At 63.9% G+C, this 18,910-nt stretch carries 21 protein-coding genes and 1 pseudogene; 14 read left to right on the top strand and 8 right to left on the bottom strand.

Annotated elements, in window-relative coordinates; translation table 11 throughout:
- Window positions 1-77 precede the first annotated feature (77 nt).
- Window positions 78-1,598, bottom strand: coding sequence for a lipopolysaccharide biosynthesis protein (locus Q0C64_RS09400; RefSeq protein ID WP_294123091.1), 1,521 nt, complete (start codon window positions 1,596-1,598; stop codon window positions 78-80).
- Window positions 1,595-4,396, bottom strand: coding sequence for a DNA polymerase I (gene polA / locus Q0C64_RS09395; RefSeq protein ID WP_294123087.1), 2,802 nt, complete (start codon window positions 4,394-4,396; stop codon window positions 1,595-1,597). The genes Q0C64_RS09400 and polA overlap by 4 nt, the downstream gene beginning before the upstream one ends.
- A 78-nt stretch (window positions 4,397-4,474) precedes the next feature.
- Here polA and Q0C64_RS09390 point away from each other — a divergent pair, with 78 nt between their 5' ends.
- From Q0C64_RS09390 to Q0C64_RS09360, 7 genes are all read left to right on the top strand, one after another.
- Window positions 4,475-5,704 carry a cation:proton antiporter gene (locus Q0C64_RS09390; protein WP_294123084.1) on the top strand — a complete coding sequence of 410 codons (1,230 nt, stop codon included), beginning with the start codon at window positions 4,475-4,477 and terminating at the stop codon, window positions 5,702-5,704.
- 19 nt (window positions 5,705-5,723) lie between these two features.
- Window positions 5,724-5,903, top strand: a complete 180-nt coding sequence (locus Q0C64_RS09385) for a hypothetical protein (RefSeq protein ID WP_294123081.1) — start codon at window positions 5,724-5,726, stop codon at window positions 5,901-5,903.
- Window positions 5,904-5,986: 83 nt separating this feature from the next.
- Complete coding sequence (locus Q0C64_RS09380; RefSeq protein ID WP_294123078.1) at window positions 5,987-6,478, top strand: hypothetical protein; 492 nt, start codon at window positions 5,987-5,989, stop codon at window positions 6,476-6,478.
- Between the two features lie 28 nt (window positions 6,479-6,506).
- The gene (locus Q0C64_RS09375; protein WP_294123074.1) at window positions 6,507-6,725 is read left to right on the top strand and encodes a helix-turn-helix transcriptional regulator; all 219 of its coding nucleotides are present in this window, start codon (window positions 6,507-6,509) and stop codon (window positions 6,723-6,725) included.
- A gap of 192 nt (window positions 6,726-6,917) precedes the next feature.
- A complete protein-coding gene (locus Q0C64_RS09370; protein WP_294123072.1) occupies window positions 6,918-7,802 on the top strand; it encodes an alpha/beta hydrolase in 885 nt (294 codons plus the stop codon).
- Window positions 7,803-7,908: 106 nt separating this feature from the next.
- Window positions 7,909-8,475, top strand: a complete 567-nt coding sequence (locus Q0C64_RS09365; RefSeq protein ID WP_294123070.1) for a hypothetical protein — start codon at window positions 7,909-7,911, stop codon at window positions 8,473-8,475.
- Between the two features lie 89 nt (window positions 8,476-8,564).
- Window positions 8,565-9,107, top strand: coding sequence for a hypothetical protein (locus Q0C64_RS09360; RefSeq protein WP_294123068.1), 543 nt, complete (start codon window positions 8,565-8,567; stop codon window positions 9,105-9,107).
- Window positions 9,108-9,140: 33 nt separating this feature from the next.
- Here Q0C64_RS09360 and nadB read toward each other — a convergent pair whose 3' ends face one another.
- The 3 genes from nadB to Q0C64_RS09345 are packed head-to-tail and all read right to left on the bottom strand — an operon-like array spanning window position 9,141 to window position 12,222.
- Window positions 9,141-10,724, bottom strand: a complete 1,584-nt coding sequence (nadB, locus tag Q0C64_RS09355) for an L-aspartate oxidase (RefSeq protein WP_294123066.1) — start codon at window positions 10,722-10,724, stop codon at window positions 9,141-9,143.
- Between the two features lie 31 nt (window positions 10,725-10,755).
- Window positions 10,756-11,262 carry a hypothetical protein gene (locus tag Q0C64_RS09350; protein ID WP_294123064.1) on the bottom strand — a complete coding sequence of 169 codons (507 nt, stop codon included), beginning with the start codon at window positions 11,260-11,262 and terminating at the stop codon, window positions 10,756-10,758.
- 21 nt (window positions 11,263-11,283) lie between these two features.
- Window positions 11,284-12,222, bottom strand: a complete 939-nt coding sequence (locus Q0C64_RS09345; RefSeq protein WP_294123062.1) for an ABC transporter ATP-binding protein — start codon at window positions 12,220-12,222, stop codon at window positions 11,284-11,286.
- Window positions 12,223-12,409: 187 nt separating this feature from the next.
- Between Q0C64_RS09345 and Q0C64_RS09340 the strand changes: the two genes are divergently transcribed.
- The 5 genes from Q0C64_RS09340 (at window position 12,410) to Q0C64_RS09320 (ending at window position 15,352) form a co-directional block, all read left to right on the top strand.
- Window positions 12,410-12,850: a DUF4402 domain-containing protein gene (locus tag Q0C64_RS09340; RefSeq protein ID WP_294123061.1), complete on the top strand. Its 441-nt coding sequence runs from the start codon at window positions 12,410-12,412 to the stop codon at window positions 12,848-12,850.
- 99 nt (window positions 12,851-12,949) lie between these two features.
- Window positions 12,950-13,477 (top strand): DUF4402 domain-containing protein, encoded by a 528-nt coding sequence (locus tag Q0C64_RS09335; RefSeq protein WP_294123060.1) that lies wholly within the window; start codon window positions 12,950-12,952, stop codon window positions 13,475-13,477.
- A 68-nt stretch (window positions 13,478-13,545) separates the two neighbouring features.
- The gene (locus tag Q0C64_RS09330) at window positions 13,546-13,737 is read left to right on the top strand and encodes a zinc-finger domain-containing protein (protein WP_294123059.1); all 192 of its coding nucleotides are present in this window, start codon (window positions 13,546-13,548) and stop codon (window positions 13,735-13,737) included.
- Window positions 13,734-15,146, top strand: coding sequence for a metalloprotease TldD (gene tldD / locus Q0C64_RS09325; protein ID WP_294123057.1), 1,413 nt, complete (start codon window positions 13,734-13,736; stop codon window positions 15,144-15,146). The genes Q0C64_RS09330 and tldD overlap by 4 nt, the downstream gene beginning before the upstream one ends.
- A complete protein-coding gene (locus Q0C64_RS09320) occupies window positions 15,143-15,352 on the top strand; it encodes a DUF2007 domain-containing protein (RefSeq protein WP_294123055.1) in 210 nt (69 codons plus the stop codon). The genes tldD and Q0C64_RS09320 overlap by 4 nt, the downstream gene beginning before the upstream one ends.
- On the opposite strand, the gene Q0C64_RS09315 is transcribed toward Q0C64_RS09320, so the two are convergent.
- Window positions 15,349-15,762, bottom strand: coding sequence for a TIGR01244 family sulfur transferase (locus Q0C64_RS09315; RefSeq protein WP_294123053.1), 414 nt, complete (start codon window positions 15,760-15,762; stop codon window positions 15,349-15,351). The genes Q0C64_RS09320 and Q0C64_RS09315 overlap by 4 nt on opposite strands.
- A 132-nt stretch (window positions 15,763-15,894) precedes the next feature.
- Between Q0C64_RS09315 and Q0C64_RS09310 the strand changes: the two genes are divergently transcribed.
- Window positions 15,895-16,116 (top strand): hypothetical protein, encoded by a 222-nt coding sequence (locus tag Q0C64_RS09310; RefSeq protein WP_294123051.1) that lies wholly within the window; start codon window positions 15,895-15,897, stop codon window positions 16,114-16,116.
- A 21-nt stretch (window positions 16,117-16,137) separates the two neighbouring features.
- Here the strand turns inward: Q0C64_RS09310 and Q0C64_RS09305 are convergent, their stop codons facing one another.
- Window positions 16,138-16,668 carry a dihydrofolate reductase family protein gene (locus tag Q0C64_RS09305; protein ID WP_294123049.1) on the bottom strand — a complete coding sequence of 177 codons (531 nt, stop codon included), beginning with the start codon at window positions 16,666-16,668 and terminating at the stop codon, window positions 16,138-16,140.
- Between the two features lie 147 nt (window positions 16,669-16,815).
- Here Q0C64_RS09305 and Q0C64_RS09300 point away from each other — a divergent pair, with 147 nt between their 5' ends.
- Window positions 16,816-18,579 (top strand): TIR domain-containing protein, encoded by a 1,764-nt coding sequence (locus Q0C64_RS09300; protein WP_294123047.1) that lies wholly within the window; start codon window positions 16,816-16,818, stop codon window positions 18,577-18,579.
- A gap of 49 nt (window positions 18,580-18,628) precedes the next feature.
- Here the strand turns inward: Q0C64_RS09300 and Q0C64_RS09295 are convergent.
- A pseudogene (locus tag Q0C64_RS09295) lies at window positions 18,629-18,910 on the bottom strand (metal ABC transporter permease); the annotation flags it as partial.

Below are 18,910 nucleotides of genomic sequence, written 5' to 3'. Positions count from 1 at the left end.
GCGGCGGCCGATGAAGCCGGACTGGCGATGCTATTTACGGGAATGCGCCACTTTCGACATTAGCGGAGCGGCGCCGGTCAGGCGGCTTCCGGATTGGCCAGCTGCTCGACTTCGCCTTTGCGCATGCGGAACAGCTCGCGGTCGTCGGGTCCAAATCCCTTGACCCAGATGATTGCGCCGAATGCTGCCAGGATGGCCGGGATTCCGAAGATCAACTCGGCCCATTCGGGCCCCAAGATTGCAACCTCTCCGACGACGACGGCGGCCGCAGTGGCCCACACGATTGGCCAGCGCCAACCGATGATGGGCGCGCCCAGCAGGCGCTGGAGCAAGGTCGCCTTGGCGATGGCCGACATGCCGAGCGACAGCGCGAGGGCCAGCGCGGGCCCGGTTGCCTGCCAGGCGATCGACCAGCCCAATTGTCGCATGCCGATGATGAGGAACGCGGCCAGCGCTGCCTCGATGGCTAGCATGATCAGGCTGATCGCCATATTCTTGAAGCGGGCTACATAGACCAGGGCGCTCTCCGACACGGCGGCGGTAGCTGCGACCACCTCGGCGGCCAGCAGGAAGCCCAGCGCCGCGGTTCCGGCGACATATTCGGGGCCAACCAGGCCCATCACCGCTTCGCCGGGGATGCCCAGGGCCAGCGCCACGGCAGTCTGGGCCGCGATGATCCAGAATCCGACCTGGCGAATCTGGCGGGCCACCGCCAGCCTGTCGCCTGCCGCAAGGTTCTTGGTGATCACCGGACCGAGAATGGGGTCGAAGCTGGTCTTCAGCTTTTGCGGCAGCGACGCGACCTGCTGGGCGACATAATATATCCCGACCACTTCCGGCCGGAAGAACAGGCCGAGGACCGCCACATCGACCCGCCGCGAACCCCATTCGATGGCGTCGGCGGCGGCCAGCGGCATATTGCGCCGCGCCATCGCCCATAGCTGCTCGGGATGGGGGTGCCAGCCGCGCGGCACGCCATAGCTTTTGAAGAAGGGAATCGCCGCCGCCACCAACGCCGCGACCATCGACAGGGCGTAGGAGATAATCAGCCCGTCACGGACCGAAATGAATGCCCAGGCAAAGGCGGCAATTGAGATGGTCCAGGGTTCGACGATCGAGCGGGCCCGGACCGTCGCGCCGATATCGTGGCGATAGGCGAGCGCCGCCAACATGACCTCGGTCAATGCCAGCGCCAATACGGTCAGGGGCAACAGGAAATCGCCGCCATGAACCTCGCTGTTGGGGAACATCAACTGCGGGAAGGTACCGAGGACGATCATCAGGACGATCGACGAGCATGTCGCCAGCAACAACGCATCGAAGCAGTCGTGGCTGTGGTCGCGATCGCTGTATGACAGCTGGTGCGCCAGTCCACGCTTGAGGCCGAGGGTCGCAAGCTGCGCCGCCAGTTCGATCACCAGCACCGCATAGGCGAAACGCCCCAGCTGGGCCGCGCCATACATGCGGCCGGCGATGAACAGGAACGGCAGCCGCGCCATCAGCCGCAGGATGAAGCCGAAGAAGTTGATCCGTCCGCCCCGCGCCAGCGCGGCAAGGTCGGCCGACGGGGCCGTATCGGTCGCCTGGGCTTGGCTCAATGCGCCGCGCCCCAGTTGGGGCCCCAGCCGACCTCGACGTCCAGCGGCACGTCGAGCGTCAACGCCGGCTCGGCCGCCTTGGCCATCACCTCGCGAACGACCGCCGCGGCCGCCTCTTCCCTTCCCTGCGGCACTTCGAACACCAGCTCGTCATGGACCTGCAGCAGCATTTTGACGTCAGTTAGCCCGGCATTGGCCAGCGCCCCGTCCATCCGGTTCATCGCCCGCTTGATGAGGTCGGCGCTGGTCCCCTGGATCGGCGCGTTGATCGCCGCCCGCTCGGCCCCGGCGCGGAAGTTGGGGTTGGCCGCGCGGATATTCGGGAAATGGGTCTTCCTCCCGAACAGGGTGCGGGTGAAGCCATGCTCGCGGACGAACGCCAGCGTCTCGTCGATATAGGCGCGGATGCCGGGGAAGCGGGTGAAATAGCGGTCGATGATCGCCTTCCCCTCCTCGCGCGGCACGCCCAGCCGCCCGGCCAGGCCCCAGCTCGAAATGCCGTAGAGGATAGCGAAATTGACCGTCTTGGCCTTGCCGCGGGTGTCGCGGTCGACCGTGCCGAACAGCTCCATCGCGGTCAGCGCGTGGATGTCCTCGCCCTTGGCGAAGGCCTCCTTCAGCTGGGGCACGTCGGCCATGTGCGCCGCCAGCCTGAGCTCGATCTGGCTATAGTCGGCGCTCATCAGCATATGGCCCGGCTCGGCGACGAAGGCGTCGCGGATCTGCCGGCCGATCTCGGTGCGGATCGGGATGTTCTGCAGATTGGGCTCGGTCGAGGCCAGCCGCCCCGTTTGCGCGCCCGACAGGCTGTAGCTGGTGTGGACCCGCTTGGTGTCGCGGTTGATCTGCGCCTGCAGCGCATCGGTATAGGTCGACTTGAGCTTGGTCAGCTGGCGCCAGTCGAGCACCAGCCGCGCCGCCTCGACCGCGTCGCCGGCCAGCCGCTCCAGCTCGTTGACGTCGGTCGAATATTGGCCGCTCTTGCCCTTGCGGCCGCCCGACAGCCCCATCCGATCGTACAGCACCGCGCCGAGCTGCTGCGGCGAACCGATGGTGAAAGGTCCGCCCGCCGCCTCGTAAACCCGCTGCTCGAGCGCCACGATCTCGGTCGCGAAGGTGCCGCTGAGCTTGGCCAGATAGTCGCGGTCGACCTTGATCCCGCGCCGCTCCATTTTGCCGACCGTGGTCACCAGTGGCCGGTCGACCATCTGATAGACCCGGGTCGATCCCTCCCCGGCCAGGCGCGGCTTCAGCCGCAGCCACAGGCGCAGGCAGATATCGGCATCCTCGGCGGCATATTCGGTCGCCGCGTCCAATGGCACCTTGTCGAAGCTGATCTGCTTCGCCCCGACCCCGCACACCGATTTGAAGGCGATGCACTCATGGTCGAAATGGATCTGGGCGAGCTCGTCCAGCCCGTGGTTCGACCGGCCGGCGTCGAGGTCGAAGCTCATCACCAGCGTGTCGTCATAGGGCGCGACGTCGATTCCCGCCTTCTGCAGCATCGCCCAGTCATATTTGAGGTTGTGGGCGATCTTCAGCACCGCCGGATCCTCCAGCAGCGGCTTGAGCTTGCCCAGCACCAGGTCCGCCGCAAGCTGCCTCGGCGCCTCGCTCAGCAAATCGCCGCCGCCATGGCCGATCGGAATGTAGCAGGCCTTGTTGGGCTCGGTCGCCAGGCTGACCCCGACCAGGTTCGCGGTCATAATGTCGAGCGCGTCGGTCTCGGTGTCGATCGCGACATAGCCCTTGTGGCGCGCCTCGGCGATCCAGCGGTCGAGTGACTCCTCGCTGATGACGCACTCATATTGCGTCCGGTCGACCGATATTGTCTCTTTTTCCAATGGCTTGGGCTCGGGCCGTGACGCCATGACGTCAACCGGCCGGGCGCCGCCGCTCGACGCGCCGCCACCTGGAGGCCCCACCCCGCCGACCCGGTTGAGCAGCGACTTGAACCCCTGGTCCTCGAGGAATTCGCGCAGCGGCTCGGGCGGGATGCCCTTCAGCACCAGATCCTCGAGCGGCTCGGGCAGCGGGCTGTCGCACACCAGTTCGACCAGCCGCCGGCTCAGCCGCGCCATCTCGGCATGCTCGACCAGATTCTGCTTGAGCTTGGGTTTGGTGATTTCGTGCGTGGAGGCCAGCACCGTTTCCAAATCGCCATATTGCTGGATCAGCTGGGTCGCGGTCTTGGGCCCGACGCCCGGCACCCCCGGCACATTGTCGACGCTGTCGCCCATCAGCGCCAGCACGTCGCCGACCTTGTCCGGCCCGACCCCGAACTTCTCATGCACTTCGGCGATGCCGATCCGCCGGTCATTCATCGTATCGAGCATGTCGACCTGGCCGTCGACGACCAGCTGCATCAAATCCTTGTCGGAGCTGACGATCGTCACCTTCCAGCCGGCGCGGACCGCGGCATGGGTATAGCACGCGATGATATCGTCGGCTTCCAGCCCGTTCTCCTCGATGCACGGAATGGAGAAGGCGCGGGTCGCGACCCGGATCAGCGGGAATTGCGGGACCAGGTCTTCGGGCGCCGGCGGCCGGTTGGCCTTATACTGGTCGTACATCTGGTTGCGGTGGGTCGATTCCGACGCATCCAGGATCACCGCCATATGGGTCGGCCCGTCGGCCTTGTGGAGGCTGTCGGCCAGCTTCCACAGCATCGCCGTATAGCCATAGACCGCACCGGCCGGGGTGCCGTGGCGGTTGGTCAGCGGCGGCAGCCGGTGATAGGCGCGAAAGATGTAGCTCGACCCGTCGACGAGATAGAGATGGTTCTGGGCTTCGGACATGTGCGGCCTGCCTTAGCAGGCCGGCGCCCCAATTCCAGCGTTTGACGGCAGGAGCAAGGCTTTCCAAAAGGCTGCTCGATGGAACACGTCCCGGTAGACTTTGGAACCCTTGGCCTTGTCCTGCTGGTCGCTTCACTGGTGGCGATGCTGACCCGCCGCATCGGTATGCCGTACAGCGTCGGGCTGGTCATTGCCGGCTTCGCTCTCGCGCTGACGCCATTGGGGACAAATCTTAGCATCACGCCCAGCCTCATTATGCAGGTGTTTCTGCCGCCGCTTGTTTTTGAGGCAGCGCTTAACATCGAGTGGCGATCACTAAGGCGGGAATTTCCGCTGTTGCTCGTGCTGGTCACGATTGGCGTTGTGTTGGCTGCGATCCTGGTCGCCGCCGCCATGCATTGGCTAACCGGTTGGAGCTGGTTGGCCGCAGGTTTTTTCGGCGTACTGATCGCCGCCACCGATCCGGTCTCGGTGATCGCCCTGTTCAAGGAAGTTCGTGTCGAGCACCGGCTGCATTTGCTCGTCGAATCCGAAAGCTTGCTCAACGATGGCGTCGCGGCGGTCGGCTTCGCGCTGCTGCTCGGCATTGCCTCTGGCTCCGGTGCCGGCGCCGGGGATATTGGCTTGTCGCTCGTCCGGATTGCGATCGGCGGCACCCTGTGCGGCATTGTCGTTGGTGCGTTCGTCCTGTTCCTCGCCGCCCGAACCGAGGACCCCTTGGTCGAAATCACCCTGACGATGATCGCGGCCTACGGCAGCTTTCTGGTAGCCGAGCAACTCAAGATGTCGGGGGTGCTTGCAACCTTGTCGGCAGGAATATTGGTCGGCAATTTTGGCAAGCTGGGATCATTGTCCGCGGCCGGCAGGCCCACGCTGCTCAGCTTTTGGGAGTTCGCGGCGTTTCTTGCCAACAGCTTCGTCTTCTTGCTGATCGGGGATGCCGAGGCCTCACCGGTCTTGCTTGCCGCCGTCCCGGTTGCAGCGGTAGCGACGGTCGCTGCGCTCGCCGGCCGCGCGGTGGCGGTCTATCCCTCGAGCCTGGCCTTTGCCTGCACTAGCTTGGCGGTGCCCTGGAAGTATAAGCATGTGTTGTTTTGGGGAGGGCTGCGCGGCGCCCTTGCTCTCGCACTGGCACTCGCTTTGCCACTGTCACTGCCCGAGCGCGGCGAAGTCATTGCGGCAAGCTTCCTGGTCGTCGCTTTCTCCATCTTCGTTCAGGGGCTTACCATGCCGGTCCTGATCCGAAGGCTCGGGTTGCTTTGCCCCGAAGGCGATCCCGATTGCGGCCAACCGGCCGACTGTCTCTAATGCTGGCTTTGGAGGGATAATGGCCGAAAAATTTCAGCGTCATAAGCAACCCTGGACCAGCGACGAGATCCAGAAACTGCACCGGCTGGCCGGCAAGGGCATGAGCCTGAAAGCGATCAGCAAGGCGCTGACCCGCAGCGAGGAATCGATCCAGGCCCGCGCCCGGCAGGACGGCTTGAAAATCAGCAAACTGCGGTAGCGAGTGCGCGCATCTAATCGAATCCTTGCCGAAAAACGATAAAAGCTATATCGTTTATCGATAAAGTGATTCGGAGTGACGTCATGAGCCACCAAACTTCGGCCTTGCCCATCGCCTATGTATTCCTGCGCATCCTGATCCTCATCAACTGGCTGTCGGGCGCTTTCATTCTCGCCCTGCTGACCGCCACCATCGTCGCCCAGGACTGGACCTTCCGCGCGCTCGGCATCACTCCGGATTCGGGCATCCCGCAGATGATCATGGGCCTTCGGGCCATCGCCGCGCTGGGGATCGTCGCGGTCCTGCTCAACAGCGGCCTGCTGAAACGCCTCCTGGCGATTGTCGAAACGGTCAAGGCCGGCGATCCGTTCGTCGCGGCCAATGCCTTCCGCCTCCACACCATCGCCTGGCTGCTGCTCGGGCTGCAGCTGCTTTCGCTGGTCATCGGCGGGATTGGCCACCAAATCTCGACCCCGCACAACCCGCTCCACCTTGACGCCGGCTTCTTGCCGATGGGTTGCTCGCCGTCCTGCTGGCCTTCGTCCTTGCCCGGGTGTTCGCCGAAGGGACGCTGATGCGCGAGGATCTCGAGGGCACCGTCTGATGGCCATCCTGATCAAGCTCGACGAGCTGTTGCATCAGCGACGGATGACGCTGACCGAGCTTGCCGAGCAGGTCGACATCACGCTCGCTAACCTCTCCATCCTCAAGACCGGCAAGGCCCGCGCCATCCGCTTCTCGACGCTGGAGGCGATCTGCCAGGCGCTCCGTTGCCAGCCCGGCGAGCTGATCGAATATCAGGAGTTTGAAGGGTCGGCATAGATGCCGGTCATCGATTCTATTCCGAACGGATAGCGGACGAACGCCGCTGCCCGGCCTATTTGCTGGACGATCGTTTCGGCAGGAATATCAATGACCGGCATAACGCGACGTTCGACCTTCGGGATTGCCGCAATCGCGGCCGGGGCGGGCCTTTTGCCAGCCGCCGCCGCTCAAGCTTCCCCAAAAAGCGAAGTGCCTGATTTCGAGAGGCTCACGGTCCGGCATCGATCGGTCAGGATTCGCGGACTGGACATTTTCTATCGCGAGGCCGGCCCCAGGGATGCGCCGGCCCTGCTCCTGCTGCACGGTTTCCCGACCTCATCGCATATGTTCCGGCACCTCATCCCGTCGCTGGCCGACCGCTATCGGCTGGTGGCGCCGGACTATCCGGGATTTGGGCGAAGCAGCCTTCCCGACCGGGACAAGTTCACCTTCTCGTTCGCGGCGCTCACCGACATTGTCGCCGAATTCACCGATGCGGTCGGCCTCGATCGCCACGCCATCTACATCCAGGATTTCGGAGCGCCGATCGGGCTCAGGCTCGCGCTCAAACGACCGAACCAGGTCACGGCCATCATCTCGCAGAACGGCAATGCTTATGACGACGGCCTCGGGCCGGACTGGGATGAGATGCGCGACCTGTGGAGCAACCCCACGCCCGAAAAACGGGCGGCGATCGGACCGATCAGCGAGGCGCGCATCAAGCGCAACTACACCGGCGGCGTCCCCGAGGAGCAGCTGGAGCGGCTCAGCCCGGACAATTGGACGATCGACTGGACCAGCCTTTCCAGGCCCGGGAACGGCGAGGCGATGCTCGACCTGCTTACCGATTACGGCACCAACGTCGCCCTCTATCCCGCCTTTCATTCCTTCTTTCGCGAACGAAGGCCGCCGGCGCTCATCATTTGGGGAAAGCGTGACCCGGTCTTCGCCGTCGCCGGCGCCAAGGCCTATATGCGCGACCTGCCCCACGCCGAACTGCGCCTGATGGATGGAAGCCACTTCCTGCTTGAGACCCATGGGCCCGAGGCAAGCTGGCATATCCGGCGCTTTCTCGATCGGACCAAGCTCGCCTGATCGGCGGCCGCGCGATCCGTTTCTTACCCGCCCAGGCTCAGGGTTTTAGGTCCGTTCCGGACCGAACATCCTGCAGTTATTCATTTTTTTCCGCCAGGGTCGGTTCGTGAACAACGCAGCATCAGTGATCGCTACCGTCGAAGACGCCCGGATCGCGCCGCGAACGCATTTGTTCGTCTCCGCGACCCTCGGCTGGGACGGCGAGGCCGTGTCCGTGAATGTCCGCAACATGTCGCAGACCGGTGCGCTCATCGAATCTCCGGTCATTCCGGATGTCGGCACGGCGGTTCTGTTGCGGCGCGGCAGCCTCGAGATCGGCGGGAGGATCGCCTGGAAGGCCGATCGCAAGGGCGGCGTCGCTTTTTGCTCTTACGTTCATGTCGCCGACTGGATGCCGCGAAAGCCCGCAGCCGGCCAGGAGCGGGTCGACCGGATTGTATCGGATTTCAAGGCCGGCAAGCTGGCCGGCGGTCTCGTCGCCGGCACGGCCGCCACGCCGAATGGCAATTCGTTGGCGATGGAATTGCAGGCCCTTCGTGCCGAGCTTCGTGAGCTCGGCAACAGCCTGATCGGCGACGTGATATTGGTCGCGACCCACCCGGAAATTCAAACGCTCGATATTTCGCTGCAGCGGATCGACCGCATGCTCGGACGGCTCGGCAACAGCTCTTAGGGCACAAGAACATTTTCCGGTTCCGGCCCATTGCGGACGCTCCACGTGTGTGTGATGTCGGCGGGAGTGGGTGACATCGGGGGATGCAATTGGACTATCAAATTGCGTTCGACCTGACAGCGCGCCCGGAGCAAATCCAACCCGTTTACGGGTTCTATGCTTTGTTCCTCGCGATCGGCTTCGGCCTCCTAGCCCTCGCTATGTTCCTCCAGCGTAGGCGGTTGCGGTCGCGCAACTACGTGCTCGCATTTTCCGTCTTCTGGCTGGGCTTCACTGCCTTCATGATATTCAAGGAAATCGAAGACACCAGTTACATTAGGAGCCAGGTGCAACGTAAAGCCTTTGCCACGGTCGAAGGCTGCTTGGACTATTTTCAACCTGGCGATCCAGAGGGATCAAAGACGACTGCCGGAAACGAACGATGGAGCATTAGGGGAACTGAGTTCGACTATGGGCAGGGCGAAGTTCGACGTGGCTATCATTTGGTTGAACCGCGCGGGGGTGCCGTTCACCCGCATACGCGGGTTCGAGTTTCGTACGTCACGAGTGATTTCTACGGACGCAGGGAAATAGTGAAGCTGGCTGTTGCTCAACGCGCATGCCAACCCGCTCCCCATATCAACAGCAAGTAAAGCCCGCTTTCCCCCAACAGCAACATTAAGCCGCTAAGGCACCAACACCGTGTCGACCGCTTCCTTGGCCAGCTTGGGATAGTCGAGCGTATAGTGCAGTCCGCGGCTTTCGTGGCGGTGAAGCGCGGAGCGGATGATCAGGTCGGCGACCTCGACCAGGTTGCGTAGTTCGATCAGGTCGGGCGTCACCCGGAAGTGGGCGTAATAGTCGCGCACCTCCTGCCGCAGCATATCGATCCGGTGCTTGGCCCGCTCCAGCCGCTTGGTGGTGCGGACGATCCCGACATAGTTCCACATGAAGCGGCGGATCTCGCCCCAGGTCTGGGTGATCACCACTTCCTCGTCGCTGTCGGTCACCCGGCTTTCGTCCCAGGCGCGGATCGGCGGCGGCGCATGGAGCTCGTCCCAATGGTCGAGGATATGCCTGGCCGCGCCCTCGCCGAACACCAGGCATTCCAAGAGCGAGTTGGACGCCAGCCGGTTGGCGCCGTGGAGGCCCGACTGGGTGACCTCGCCCGCGGCATAGAGGCAGGGCGCGTCGGTCCGGCCGTGCATGTCGATCAGCACCCCGCCGCAGGTGTAATGCTGCGCGGGCACGACCGGGATCGGCTCTTTGGTGATGTCGATCCCCAGCCCCATCAGCTTCTCATAGATGTTGGGGAAATGCTCCTTCACGAACTCGGGTTCGCGGTGGCCGATGTCGAGGTGGACATAGTCGAGGCCGTCGCGCTTGATTTCATGGTCGATCGCCCGGGCGACGATGTCGCGCGGGGCCAGCTCGCCGCGCTCGTCATAATCCGGCATGAAGCGATGGCCGGTGAGCGGGTGCTTCAAAATGCCGCCTTCGCCGCGCACCGCCTCCGTGATCAGGAAATTCTTGACCTCCAGATTGTAGAGGCAGGTCGGGTGGAACTGCATGAATTCCATGTTGGAGATGCGGCAGCCCGCCCGCCACGCCATGGCGATGCCATCGCCCGTCGCCCCGCGCGGCGCGGTCGAGAAGAGATAGGCGCGCCCCGCCCCGCCGGTGGCGAGGATCGTCGCCCGCGCGGTCAGCGCATCGACCCGCCTGGTCTTGCGGTTGAGGGCGTAGAGTCCGTGGACCGCGCCCGAGGTCGAAAATTCCTCGGCATGGCGGCCGGTGATGAGGTCGATCGCCACCATGTCGGGGATGAGGGTGATGTTGGCGCTGGCCGCAGCCGCCTTCTCCAGCGCTTCCTGCACTGCCCAGCCGGTGGCGTCGGCGACATGAACGATGCGGCGGTGGCTGTGGCCGCCTTCGCGCGTCAAATGCAGCTCGCCATTCTCGGTCGCGAACGGCACGCCCAGCTCGATCAGCCGGGCGATGGCGTGCGGCGCCTCGCTCACCACATGCTCGACCACCGCCTGTTTGTTGAGGCCCGCGCCGGCGATCATCGTGTCGCGGACATGGGCGTCGAAACTGTCACCTTCCTCCAGCACCGCGGCGATGCCGCCCTGGGCCCAGCCGGTCGCGCCTTCGCTCAATTTGCCCTTGGCGATCACTCCCACCTTCAGGCTGGTGGCCAGGTTGAGCGCCGCGGTGAGGCCCGCCGCGCCGGACCCGACGATCAGGACATCGAAGGAGCGCGCGCTCAAGCGGCGGACCCGCCGGTGAAAGCTGCAGGGCTCATTTCGCTTCCACCGCCGTCAGAACCCGTTCTGTGACTACCGTTTTGTGACCGATCTCATCGGTCGTGGTGGCACGAATCCTGTACTTGCCCAATGCTTCACCCGGTTCGATCCGGACCCCCATATAGGCCCCGCCTAGGTACATCTGAGCCGGATCGCTCATTGGACCATCGAAAGCCGTGGCGCGCTCCGAGGATTCCCTGCCTCCATAATAGGAACCGTCGGGAGCGAAGATTTGATAGGCGACGGTGATGCGGCAGCGGCCAGCCGCATCCTTGGTGCATCCGCCAAAGCTGATGGTCGTGAAGGTCGCCTTGTTGCGAACGAGCTCGGACGTTCCCGTCACATTCACCCCTTCGCCCGGCACTGCCCATTCGCGTTCTAGGCCATCGACGTCGGGAACCGCCAGCTGGGCGACGTAAAATCCATCGGTCCTGCCCTCCTCGCCAATTGGGCCGGATGCTTGGGTGGCGGCAGCAAAAACTAGGGCAAGCAGTGTAATCATATTTCCCCGCAATATTGTTGTTTAGCTGGTACGCGTCAGGCTCAGGAACACATCTTCCAGGTCGGGGTCGCGCGTCGAAACGTCGATGATCCCGAACCCTGCCTTCTGCAGCACGTCGAGCACCTGGCCGGCGTTGACCTTGTCCTTGCGGTAGATGATTTCGATGGTCCTCGGCCCGGTGACGTCGATCTTCTCGAACTCCGGCGCGTCGGGCGGGCCGCCGATGTCGCGGTCGACCTCGACCACCACCGCCTTGTCCTGCGCCTTGGCGACCAGCTCGCGGGTCGGCTCATTGGCGATGAGCTTGCCGTGGTTGATGATCGCGATGCGGTCGCACAGCTGCTCGGCTTCCTCGAGATAATGGGTGGTCAGCACCACCGTCACCCCCTGCCGATTGAGGCCCCGGACATAGTCCCACAATTGCTGGCGAAGCTCGATGTCGACCCCCGCGGTCGGCTCGTCGAGCACTAGCACCGGCGGCGAATGGACCATCGCCTTGGCGACCAGCAGCCGCCGCTTCATGCCGCCCGATAGGGTGCGCGAATAGGCATGGGCCTTGTCGGTCAAATGAACCGCGGCGAGCAGCTCGTCGGTAATCCGCTCCGACGGCGGAACCCCATACAGCCCAGCCTGAATCTCCAGCGCCTCGCGCGGCGTGAAGAAGGGGTCGAACAAAATCTCCTGCGGGACGATGCCAATCGACCGTTTGGCGTTGCGCGGGTGCTGGTCGATGTCGAAGCCCCAGATCTCGGCCGACCCGCTCGTTTTCACCACCAGCCCGGCCAGGATGTTGATCAACGTCGACTTGCCGGCGCCATTGGGGCCGAGCAGCCCGAAAATCTGCCCGCGCGGGACATCGAAGCTGACATCGTCGAGCGCGCGCTTGGGCGGGATTCCCTTACCCGCATAGGTCTTGCACAGTCCGTTGATGCGGATCGCGGGCTCTCTCGCGTCGGTCATGGCGATTCGCATAGCCGCGCGCCGACCCGCGCGAAAGCCGAACTGGTAAATGAGGAATTTACCTTACCCATCATCCTTTTCTTGTCGTTAACCATGTTAAGCGCGGCGCATGTCTTGCCCGGTCCGAATCCCGGCGCTTGCCATCCTTTCCCTCCTGCCGCTCGGCCAAGCGGCAGGGGCCGCGCCCGTGCAATCCTCGCCCACGGCCAAAGGCGATGTGATCATCGTCCATCCGCTGACGCTGAGCAGCATCGCCGACATGGATTTCGCCACCTTGGGCGTCACCACCGGCGGCACCGCGACGATCGATCCGGTCAGTGGCACCATGACCGTCAGCGGCGGCCTTCTCCACCTAAATGGCACGCCGTTGCCGGCGCGCTATGTCGGCGCCGCGGTCAAGAAGTCGGTGGTCAACATCAAGGTTCCGAACAAGCCGCTGCTGATCAAGCGGGTCGGCGGGACCGAGACGCTGTCGGTCAGCAATTTCACGCTGGACGGCCAGGACAAGAGGGCGCTGGCGCAGCAGACCAGCTTCACCTTCGCAGTCGGCGCGCAGATCGCCGTGCCGGCCAATGCGGTCGCCGGAATCTATGTCGGCGATATCGACATCACTGTCCAATATCCCTGACAGACAAGGTAAATTTTCCGGCTACCTTGGTCATTGAAAGCCTGTTGAGGCGCAGGCCGCATGATTGCCCCACCTTTAACACTGTGTGGGAACCAAGAAATGCGCTTGAATATCTGCCTCGCGGCGCTCGCCGCTTCCGTTGCCTTTGCGACTCCTGCCTTCGCGCAGAGCGTGACGGCCTCCGCCACGGCCGAAGCCCGCGGGCTTGTCCTGCAGCCGCTGACCTTGACCAGGGTCGACGACCTGGACTTCGGCACCGTCATCGCCAGCGCGGTGGCCGGCAACGTCACCATCAATGAAGACACCGGCGCGCGTACCGTTTCGGGCGGCGTGGTCGGCGTCCCGACGGCTCCGGGCCAGCGTGGCCTGTTCGCCGGTGCCGGTACCGCGAACCAGCAGGTCGACCTGACGCTCACGCCGCCGGCCGGCGGTGTGCTGGTCAGCGGCGCCAACTTCCTCACCGTCAGTGCCTTCACGATGGATGGTGGCGTCGGCTTGACCGATACTCGTTCCATCGACGCGACGGGTGCCTTCACCGTCGGCGTCGGCGGCACCTTCGATATCGCGGCGAGCCAGCCGAACGGCCTCTATGCGGCCGATTTCGACCTCACCGCCGAATATCAATAAGCTTACCCGCTCAATAGGACCCCACTCTTATTGAAGCGGCAGGGGGCGGCTGCTAGGTCATCTGGCCTATGCAACCGCCCCCTGAAGTTATTCGCACCAAGCATCATCGAGTCGCCTGCGACGGTTCCGGCCAGGTCGATGCCGCGCTCGGCCACCCCCGCGTCTATTACCAGATCGACGACAGCGTCGGCTTCGTCGACTGCGGCTATTGCGACCGCCGCTTCGTGCTCGAAGGCGGGCCCGCCGACAAAAACTCGTGAATCCCCGCGACTTTCTCTACCGGACGCTCGATCCGGCCGAGGCCGCGTCGCTCGCGGCCAGGCACCTCGCCGGCCATGACGATGGCGAGCTCTACCTCCAGTATCGGGTGAGCGAGGCGTTCGGGTTCGACGACGGGCGCCTGAAGACCGCCGATTATCACACCGGCTCGGGCTTCGGCCTGCGCGGCGTCACCGGCGAGATGACCGCTTTCGCCCACGCCAACGAGATCAGCGCCGCCGCGATCGACCGTGCCGCCCAGACGTTGAAGCTGCTCGATCCCGCCAGGGGCCCTGCCGCCGCTCCGCCACCCCGCACCAACCGCGCGATGTACGGCTCCGACGATCCGCTGGCGGCGATCCCCTTCGCCAAAAAGGTCGAGCTGTGCCAGGCGATCGACGCCGCCGCTCGTGCGCGCGATCCGCGCGTCGCCCAGGTCAGCGTCGCCCTATCGGGCAGCTGGTCGGTGGTCGAGATCGTCCGCGCCGACGGTTTCTTCGCCACCGATGTCCGCCCTTTGGTCCGTCTCAACGTATCGATTGTCGCCAGGCAGGGCGACCGCCGCGAAACCGGCGGCTTCGGCCTTGGGGGCCGCTATCTCTACGATCATCTGTTCGAACCGGCGACCTGGAACCGGGCGATCGACGAGGCGCTGGCCCAGGCGCTCACCAACCTCGAAAGCGTCCCTGCCCCGGCCGGCGAAATGCCGGTGGTGCTCGGCAACGGCTGGTGCGGCGTCCTGCTGCACGAAGCGGTCGGCCACGGCCTCGAGGGCGACTTCAACCGCAAGGGCACCTCGGCCTTCTCCGGCAGGATCGGCGAGCGGGTCGCCGCGCCCGGCGTCACCGTCATCGACGAGGGCGCGATCGAGAGCCGCCGCGGCTCGCTCAGCATCGACGATGAAGGAACGCCGACCTCGCGCACCGTGCTGATCGAGGACGGCATTTTGAAGGGCTATTTGCAGGACCGCCTCAACGCCCGCCTGATGGGCATGGAGCCGACCGGCAATGGCCGCCGCGAAAGCTTCGCCCATGCGCCGATGCCGCGCATGACCAACACCTTCATGCTCGGCGGGACCGACGAGCCCGAAGAGCTGATCGGGCGGGTCAAGCACGGCATCTACGCCAAGCATTTCGGCGGCGGCCAGGTCGACATCACCAGCGGCAAGTTCGTGTTCGGCTGCACCGAGGCCTACCGCATCGAGAACGGCAAGATCGGCCCGCCGATCAAGGGCGCAACGCTGATCGGCGACGGCCCGACTGTGCTGACCCGGGTCAAGGGCATCGGCAACGACATGTCGCTGGACGAAGGCGTCGGCATGTGCGGCAAGGGCGGCCAGTCGATCCCCGCCGGGGTCGGCCAGCCAAGCCTGCTGATCGACGGCATTACGGTCGGCGGCACGGCTGCGTGAGCCTGGTCGAGCTCAGACGCTTTTCCAGTCCCGTCGAAGGTCAAATCGCGCGCACCTTTTTGGAAAGCCATGGCTTCCACGTCGCGCTCTTTGACGCGGTCAGTTACGGCTATGCCGACGGCTTGCCGTTGCAAGTCCGCCTAATGGTGCTCGATGAAGAACTGGAGGAAGCGGCCGCCGCGTTGAAGGCCGCCGGCGAATCCTAGTCCCTAAGTAGGTGGGCAACCGGCCCCAGGTCGAACCCGGCCTGGTTGGCCTGGCGATGCAGCTCCTCGGTCGGCACTCCGTCCTCGCTCTTGGCCACCGCCCAGGCTAGCGTCGAGCGGTTGCCCGATCGGCAGAAGGCAAACAGCTTGCCCTCGCCGGCGGCATGCATCGCCTCGCGCATCGCCTCGATGTCCGACGGGCCCAGCCCGCGCGCGATCGGCACATGGCGGTAATCGATCCCGGCCGCCCTGGCCGCGGCTTCGATATCGTCGCTTTCCGGCTGGCCGACATCCTCGCCGTCAGGCCTATTGTTGACGATCAGGGTCACGCCCAGCGCCTTCAGCGCCTCAATGTCTTCGGGTGAGATCTGGCCATTTACCAGGGTCTTGTCGTCGAGCTGCCGGTGCATCGTCCCTCCACCGCCGAGTCGGCGCGTTCATGAGCAAATATGACGGATCGCTGACGCCGCGTCCATTTCGCGCTCTTGCCTTCGCTTTCGCGTCGCGACTCCTCTATGCCGGTCGCAACGCAAGGAGGGGTTATGGCGCGATTTCTCTGCTGCACGCATCAAACCAACAAGGGCGGCGGCGAGCCGGTGTGGATCAACATCGATCTGGTCGCGGCGATCGAAGTCGACCAGTTCGGCCTCGGCTCGAAGATCACCTTTGCCGGCGACAAGGCCGCGAGTTTCTTCGTCCAGGAAAAGCCGCACGAAATCTTCGAGCGGCCGGGTCAGAGTCCGGCGGCCTCGCCGCGGCCCTGAGTCACTCGGCAGGCCAAGTTTCTAAGCAGGGATATAGCTTAGCCGGACGACATCCTCGTCGATTTGTTCGCTGCCGGCAAAGCGAAGCCGCGGACGGTCCCTATGAAAATAGGGGTTGCCGCTGCCCAGCACGACCGGGTGCAGATAGATTCGATATTCGTCGATCAGGCCCAGCTCGGTCAGGCTTCGCGCCAGGTCCGGCCCGCCGACCTCGATATCCCCGGCGACCTCGGCCTTGAGCTTGCGGATCGCGGGTTCTAGCTCGCCTTCGATCAGCTGGGCATTGGGGCCGACCGGCTGCAGCGTGCGCGACACCACCCATTTCGGCTGGGCCCGCCAGGCTTTCGCGAACGCCCGCCTGGGCTCGTCCCATTCGGGGCGGTCCTCGTCCCAATAAGCCATCAGCCCGTACAGCTTGCGGCCATAGATGCTGCCCGCCTGGCTCCGCGCTTCCTCGATGAAGCGGCGAAACAGCGCCGGGCTCGGCCCGAACTTGTCATGGTCGACATAGCCGTCGAGCGACTGGTTCATTCCGAACACCAGCTTGGCCATTGCTTCAAAACCTCCAGCGCCACTCGCTAGCATGTCGCGGCCTTATGGCCGAAATCGACCCATTGCGGACATTAGGAGAGGCCATCCGTTTCAGTCGTGTGACTCACCCGTGGAGTCCTGATATCCAAAGCGATTGAGGAGCGCTCTATGGCGGACGTGTTCGTGTCATACGCGCGGGAGGACGAGCCGCAATCGAAGCTTGTCACGGATGCCTTGCGGAAGGGCGGTCGAAGCGTATGGCGCGATGAGGACCTTCCCGCACACCGGCCATATGCCGATGTAATCCAGGAACGCCTAAGGTCGGCCAAGGCCGTCGTGGTGCTCTGGTCGTCCGATGCATGCAAATCGCAATGGGTTAGGGCGGAGGCCGACGAGGCGCGTTCGGCCGGGACCCTGGTGCAGGCGACGCTGGACGGCAGCATCCCACCCTTACCTTTCAACCAGATCCAGTGCGCCGACCTGAAGGATTGGAAAGGCAACGGCAAAACGCCAGGATGGCAAAAGCTGGTGGCAAGCGTCGAAGCGCTCGCGGGTTCGTCGGAGAAGCCTTCCGCCAACATGCGCCAAGCGGGCCGTGCGGTTTCGGTGTGCGTGCTGCCGTTCCAGAACATGAGCGGCGATGTCGAACAAGAATATTTCAGCGACGGAATCAGCGAAGACATTACCACCGACCTGTCGAAGGTCTCGGCGCTTGAGGTTATCGCCCGCAATACGGCTTTCCAGTTCAAGGGGCAGTCGCTCGATGTGGGCGATGTCGCCCGAAGTCTGGGGGTTAGCCATGTTCTTGAGGGCAGCGTCCGCAAGGCTGGCAACCGTGTGCGAATTACCGCCCAGCTGATCGACGGACATACCGGTGGTCACGTCTGGGCGGAGCGATACGATCGCGACCTCACGGATATCTTTGCAATCCAGGATGAGCTGTCGAAGGCAATAGTGGACGCTCTCAAGATCAAGCTTCTGCCGGGCGAGAAGAAAGCGATCGAGCAACGAGGGACGACCAGCGCTGAGGCTTATAACCTCTACCTCATGGCGCGAAAATATTGGGTCTCGGGAAACTACGGTGACATCAAACGTGAGCAGCGCGTGATCCGCCTTGCCCGGCGCGCGGTCGAAATCGACCCGACCTACGCAAGGGCCTGGGCACTGATGGCGCTCGCGCAGACCAGTCTCCATTATTATTTTGGAGTTGCCGAAGAAGACGGTGGAGCATCGGCAGATCGTGCGCTTTCGATCGATCCAGGCATTGCCGAAGCCTATGCCGTGAAGTCCCACATCCTTTTCGAGCAAGGGGATTTCGAAGCTGCTGAGCGGCAAATTGAGCGTGCACTCGAACTCGATCCGGACTCTTGGGAAGTCAATCGGGAAGCGGCCCGGATTGCCAATGCGCAGCGCAGGTTTGCCAATGCCGCGCAGCATTATGAAAAGGCCGTCGAACTTATCGAGACCGACTTTCATTCCTGGGCGATGCTGGTGTCCTGCTATCAGGCATTAGGTGACCACGAGGGAGTAGCTCGTGGTGCTGAAATGATGCACACGCAATCGGAAAGGGTCCTTGCAGAAGACCCGAGCAACGGAGCCGCCCTCGGCATTTGTGCCGGAGGGTATGCGATTGCCGGAAACCGGGTGCGAGCGATTGAGACGATCGAGCGAGCCCTATTGATCGATCCCGACAATCTCAGGATGCGATACAATTTCGCTTGTATCCTGAGCGCCCATCTCAAGGAACAGGACGCTGCTCTTGATCTGCTTGAGCCTGTCCTGGCGCAGGCAGGACCGACATTGACGAGAGGCGCTGCCATCGACTCCGACTTCGATCTCCTTAGAGGAAATTCGCGCTTTGAAAACGCGCTGGCGGCTGCGCAAAAGCGCCTGGGAATCGATCCCGTAGCGTCCGCTCCGGCGGCAAGCTGACATTGACGCAAGTCTTACGTCCGCTTTCCACCCAAAGCGGACATTGGCGCTACCCCTCTGCCACATCCTCCAGTTCGCGCTCGGCAGCCTGCCGCGCCCATAGCTCGGCGTAAAGCCCGCCACGGCTGAGCAACTCGGCATGAGTGCCGCGCTCGGCCACTCGGCCGGCATCGAGCACCACGATCTGGTCGGCGCCAACGATGGTCGACAGCCGGTGCGCGATGATGATCGTCGTCCGCCCGCGCGCCGCTGCATTGAGCGTCGACTGGATCGCTTCCTCGGTCCGGCTGTCGAGCGCCGATGTCGCCTCGTCGAGGATCAGGATCGGCGG

Origin of the sequence: Sphingomonas sp. (genome assembly GCF_023266535.1) — a bacterium.
Classification (GTDB): Bacteria; Pseudomonadota; Alphaproteobacteria; order Sphingomonadales; family Sphingomonadaceae; genus Sphingomicrobium.
The sequence above is the reverse complement of the archived record's forward strand: the minus strand, read 5'-3'. Positions and strand labels throughout refer to the sequence as shown.

Bases quoted from the DNA above. Each gene is read 5' to 3' on its own strand.
- Q0C64_RS09385 (WP_294123081.1), top strand. From the start codon at position 5,724: ATGGCCGAAAAATTTCAGCGTCATAAGCAACCCTGGACCAGCGACGAG.
- Q0C64_RS09305 (WP_294123049.1), bottom strand. From the start codon at position 16,668: ATGGCCAAGCTGGTGTTCGGAATGAACCAGTCGCTCGACGGCTATGTC.
- Q0C64_RS09345 (WP_294123062.1), bottom strand. From the start codon at position 12,222: ATGACCGACGCGAGAGAGCCCGCGATCCGCATCAACGGACTGTGCAAG.
- polA (WP_294123087.1), bottom strand. From the start codon at position 4,396: ATGTCCGAAGCCCAGAACCATCTCTATCTCGTCGACGGGTCGAGCTAC.
- Q0C64_RS09375 (WP_294123074.1), top strand. From the start codon at position 6,507: ATGGCCATCCTGATCAAGCTCGACGAGCTGTTGCATCAGCGACGGATG.
- Q0C64_RS09380 (WP_294123078.1), top strand. From the start codon at position 5,987: ATGAGCCACCAAACTTCGGCCTTGCCCATCGCCTATGTATTCCTGCGC.
- Q0C64_RS09300 (WP_294123047.1), top strand. From the start codon at position 16,816: ATGGCGGACGTGTTCGTGTCATACGCGCGGGAGGACGAGCCGCAATCG.
- Q0C64_RS09310 (WP_294123051.1), top strand. From the start codon at position 15,895: ATGGCGCGATTTCTCTGCTGCACGCATCAAACCAACAAGGGCGGCGGC.
- Q0C64_RS09350 (WP_294123064.1), bottom strand. From the start codon at position 11,262: ATGATTACACTGCTTGCCCTAGTTTTTGCTGCCGCCACCCAAGCATCC.
- Q0C64_RS09315 (WP_294123053.1), bottom strand. From the start codon at position 15,762: ATGCACCGGCAGCTCGACGACAAGACCCTGGTAAATGGCCAGATCTCA.
- Q0C64_RS09330 (WP_294123059.1), top strand. From the start codon at position 13,546: ATGCAACCGCCCCCTGAAGTTATTCGCACCAAGCATCATCGAGTCGCC.
- Q0C64_RS09335 (WP_294123060.1), top strand. From the start codon at position 12,950: ATGCGCTTGAATATCTGCCTCGCGGCGCTCGCCGCTTCCGTTGCCTTT.
- Q0C64_RS09390 (WP_294123084.1), top strand. From the start codon at position 4,475: ATGGAACACGTCCCGGTAGACTTTGGAACCCTTGGCCTTGTCCTGCTG.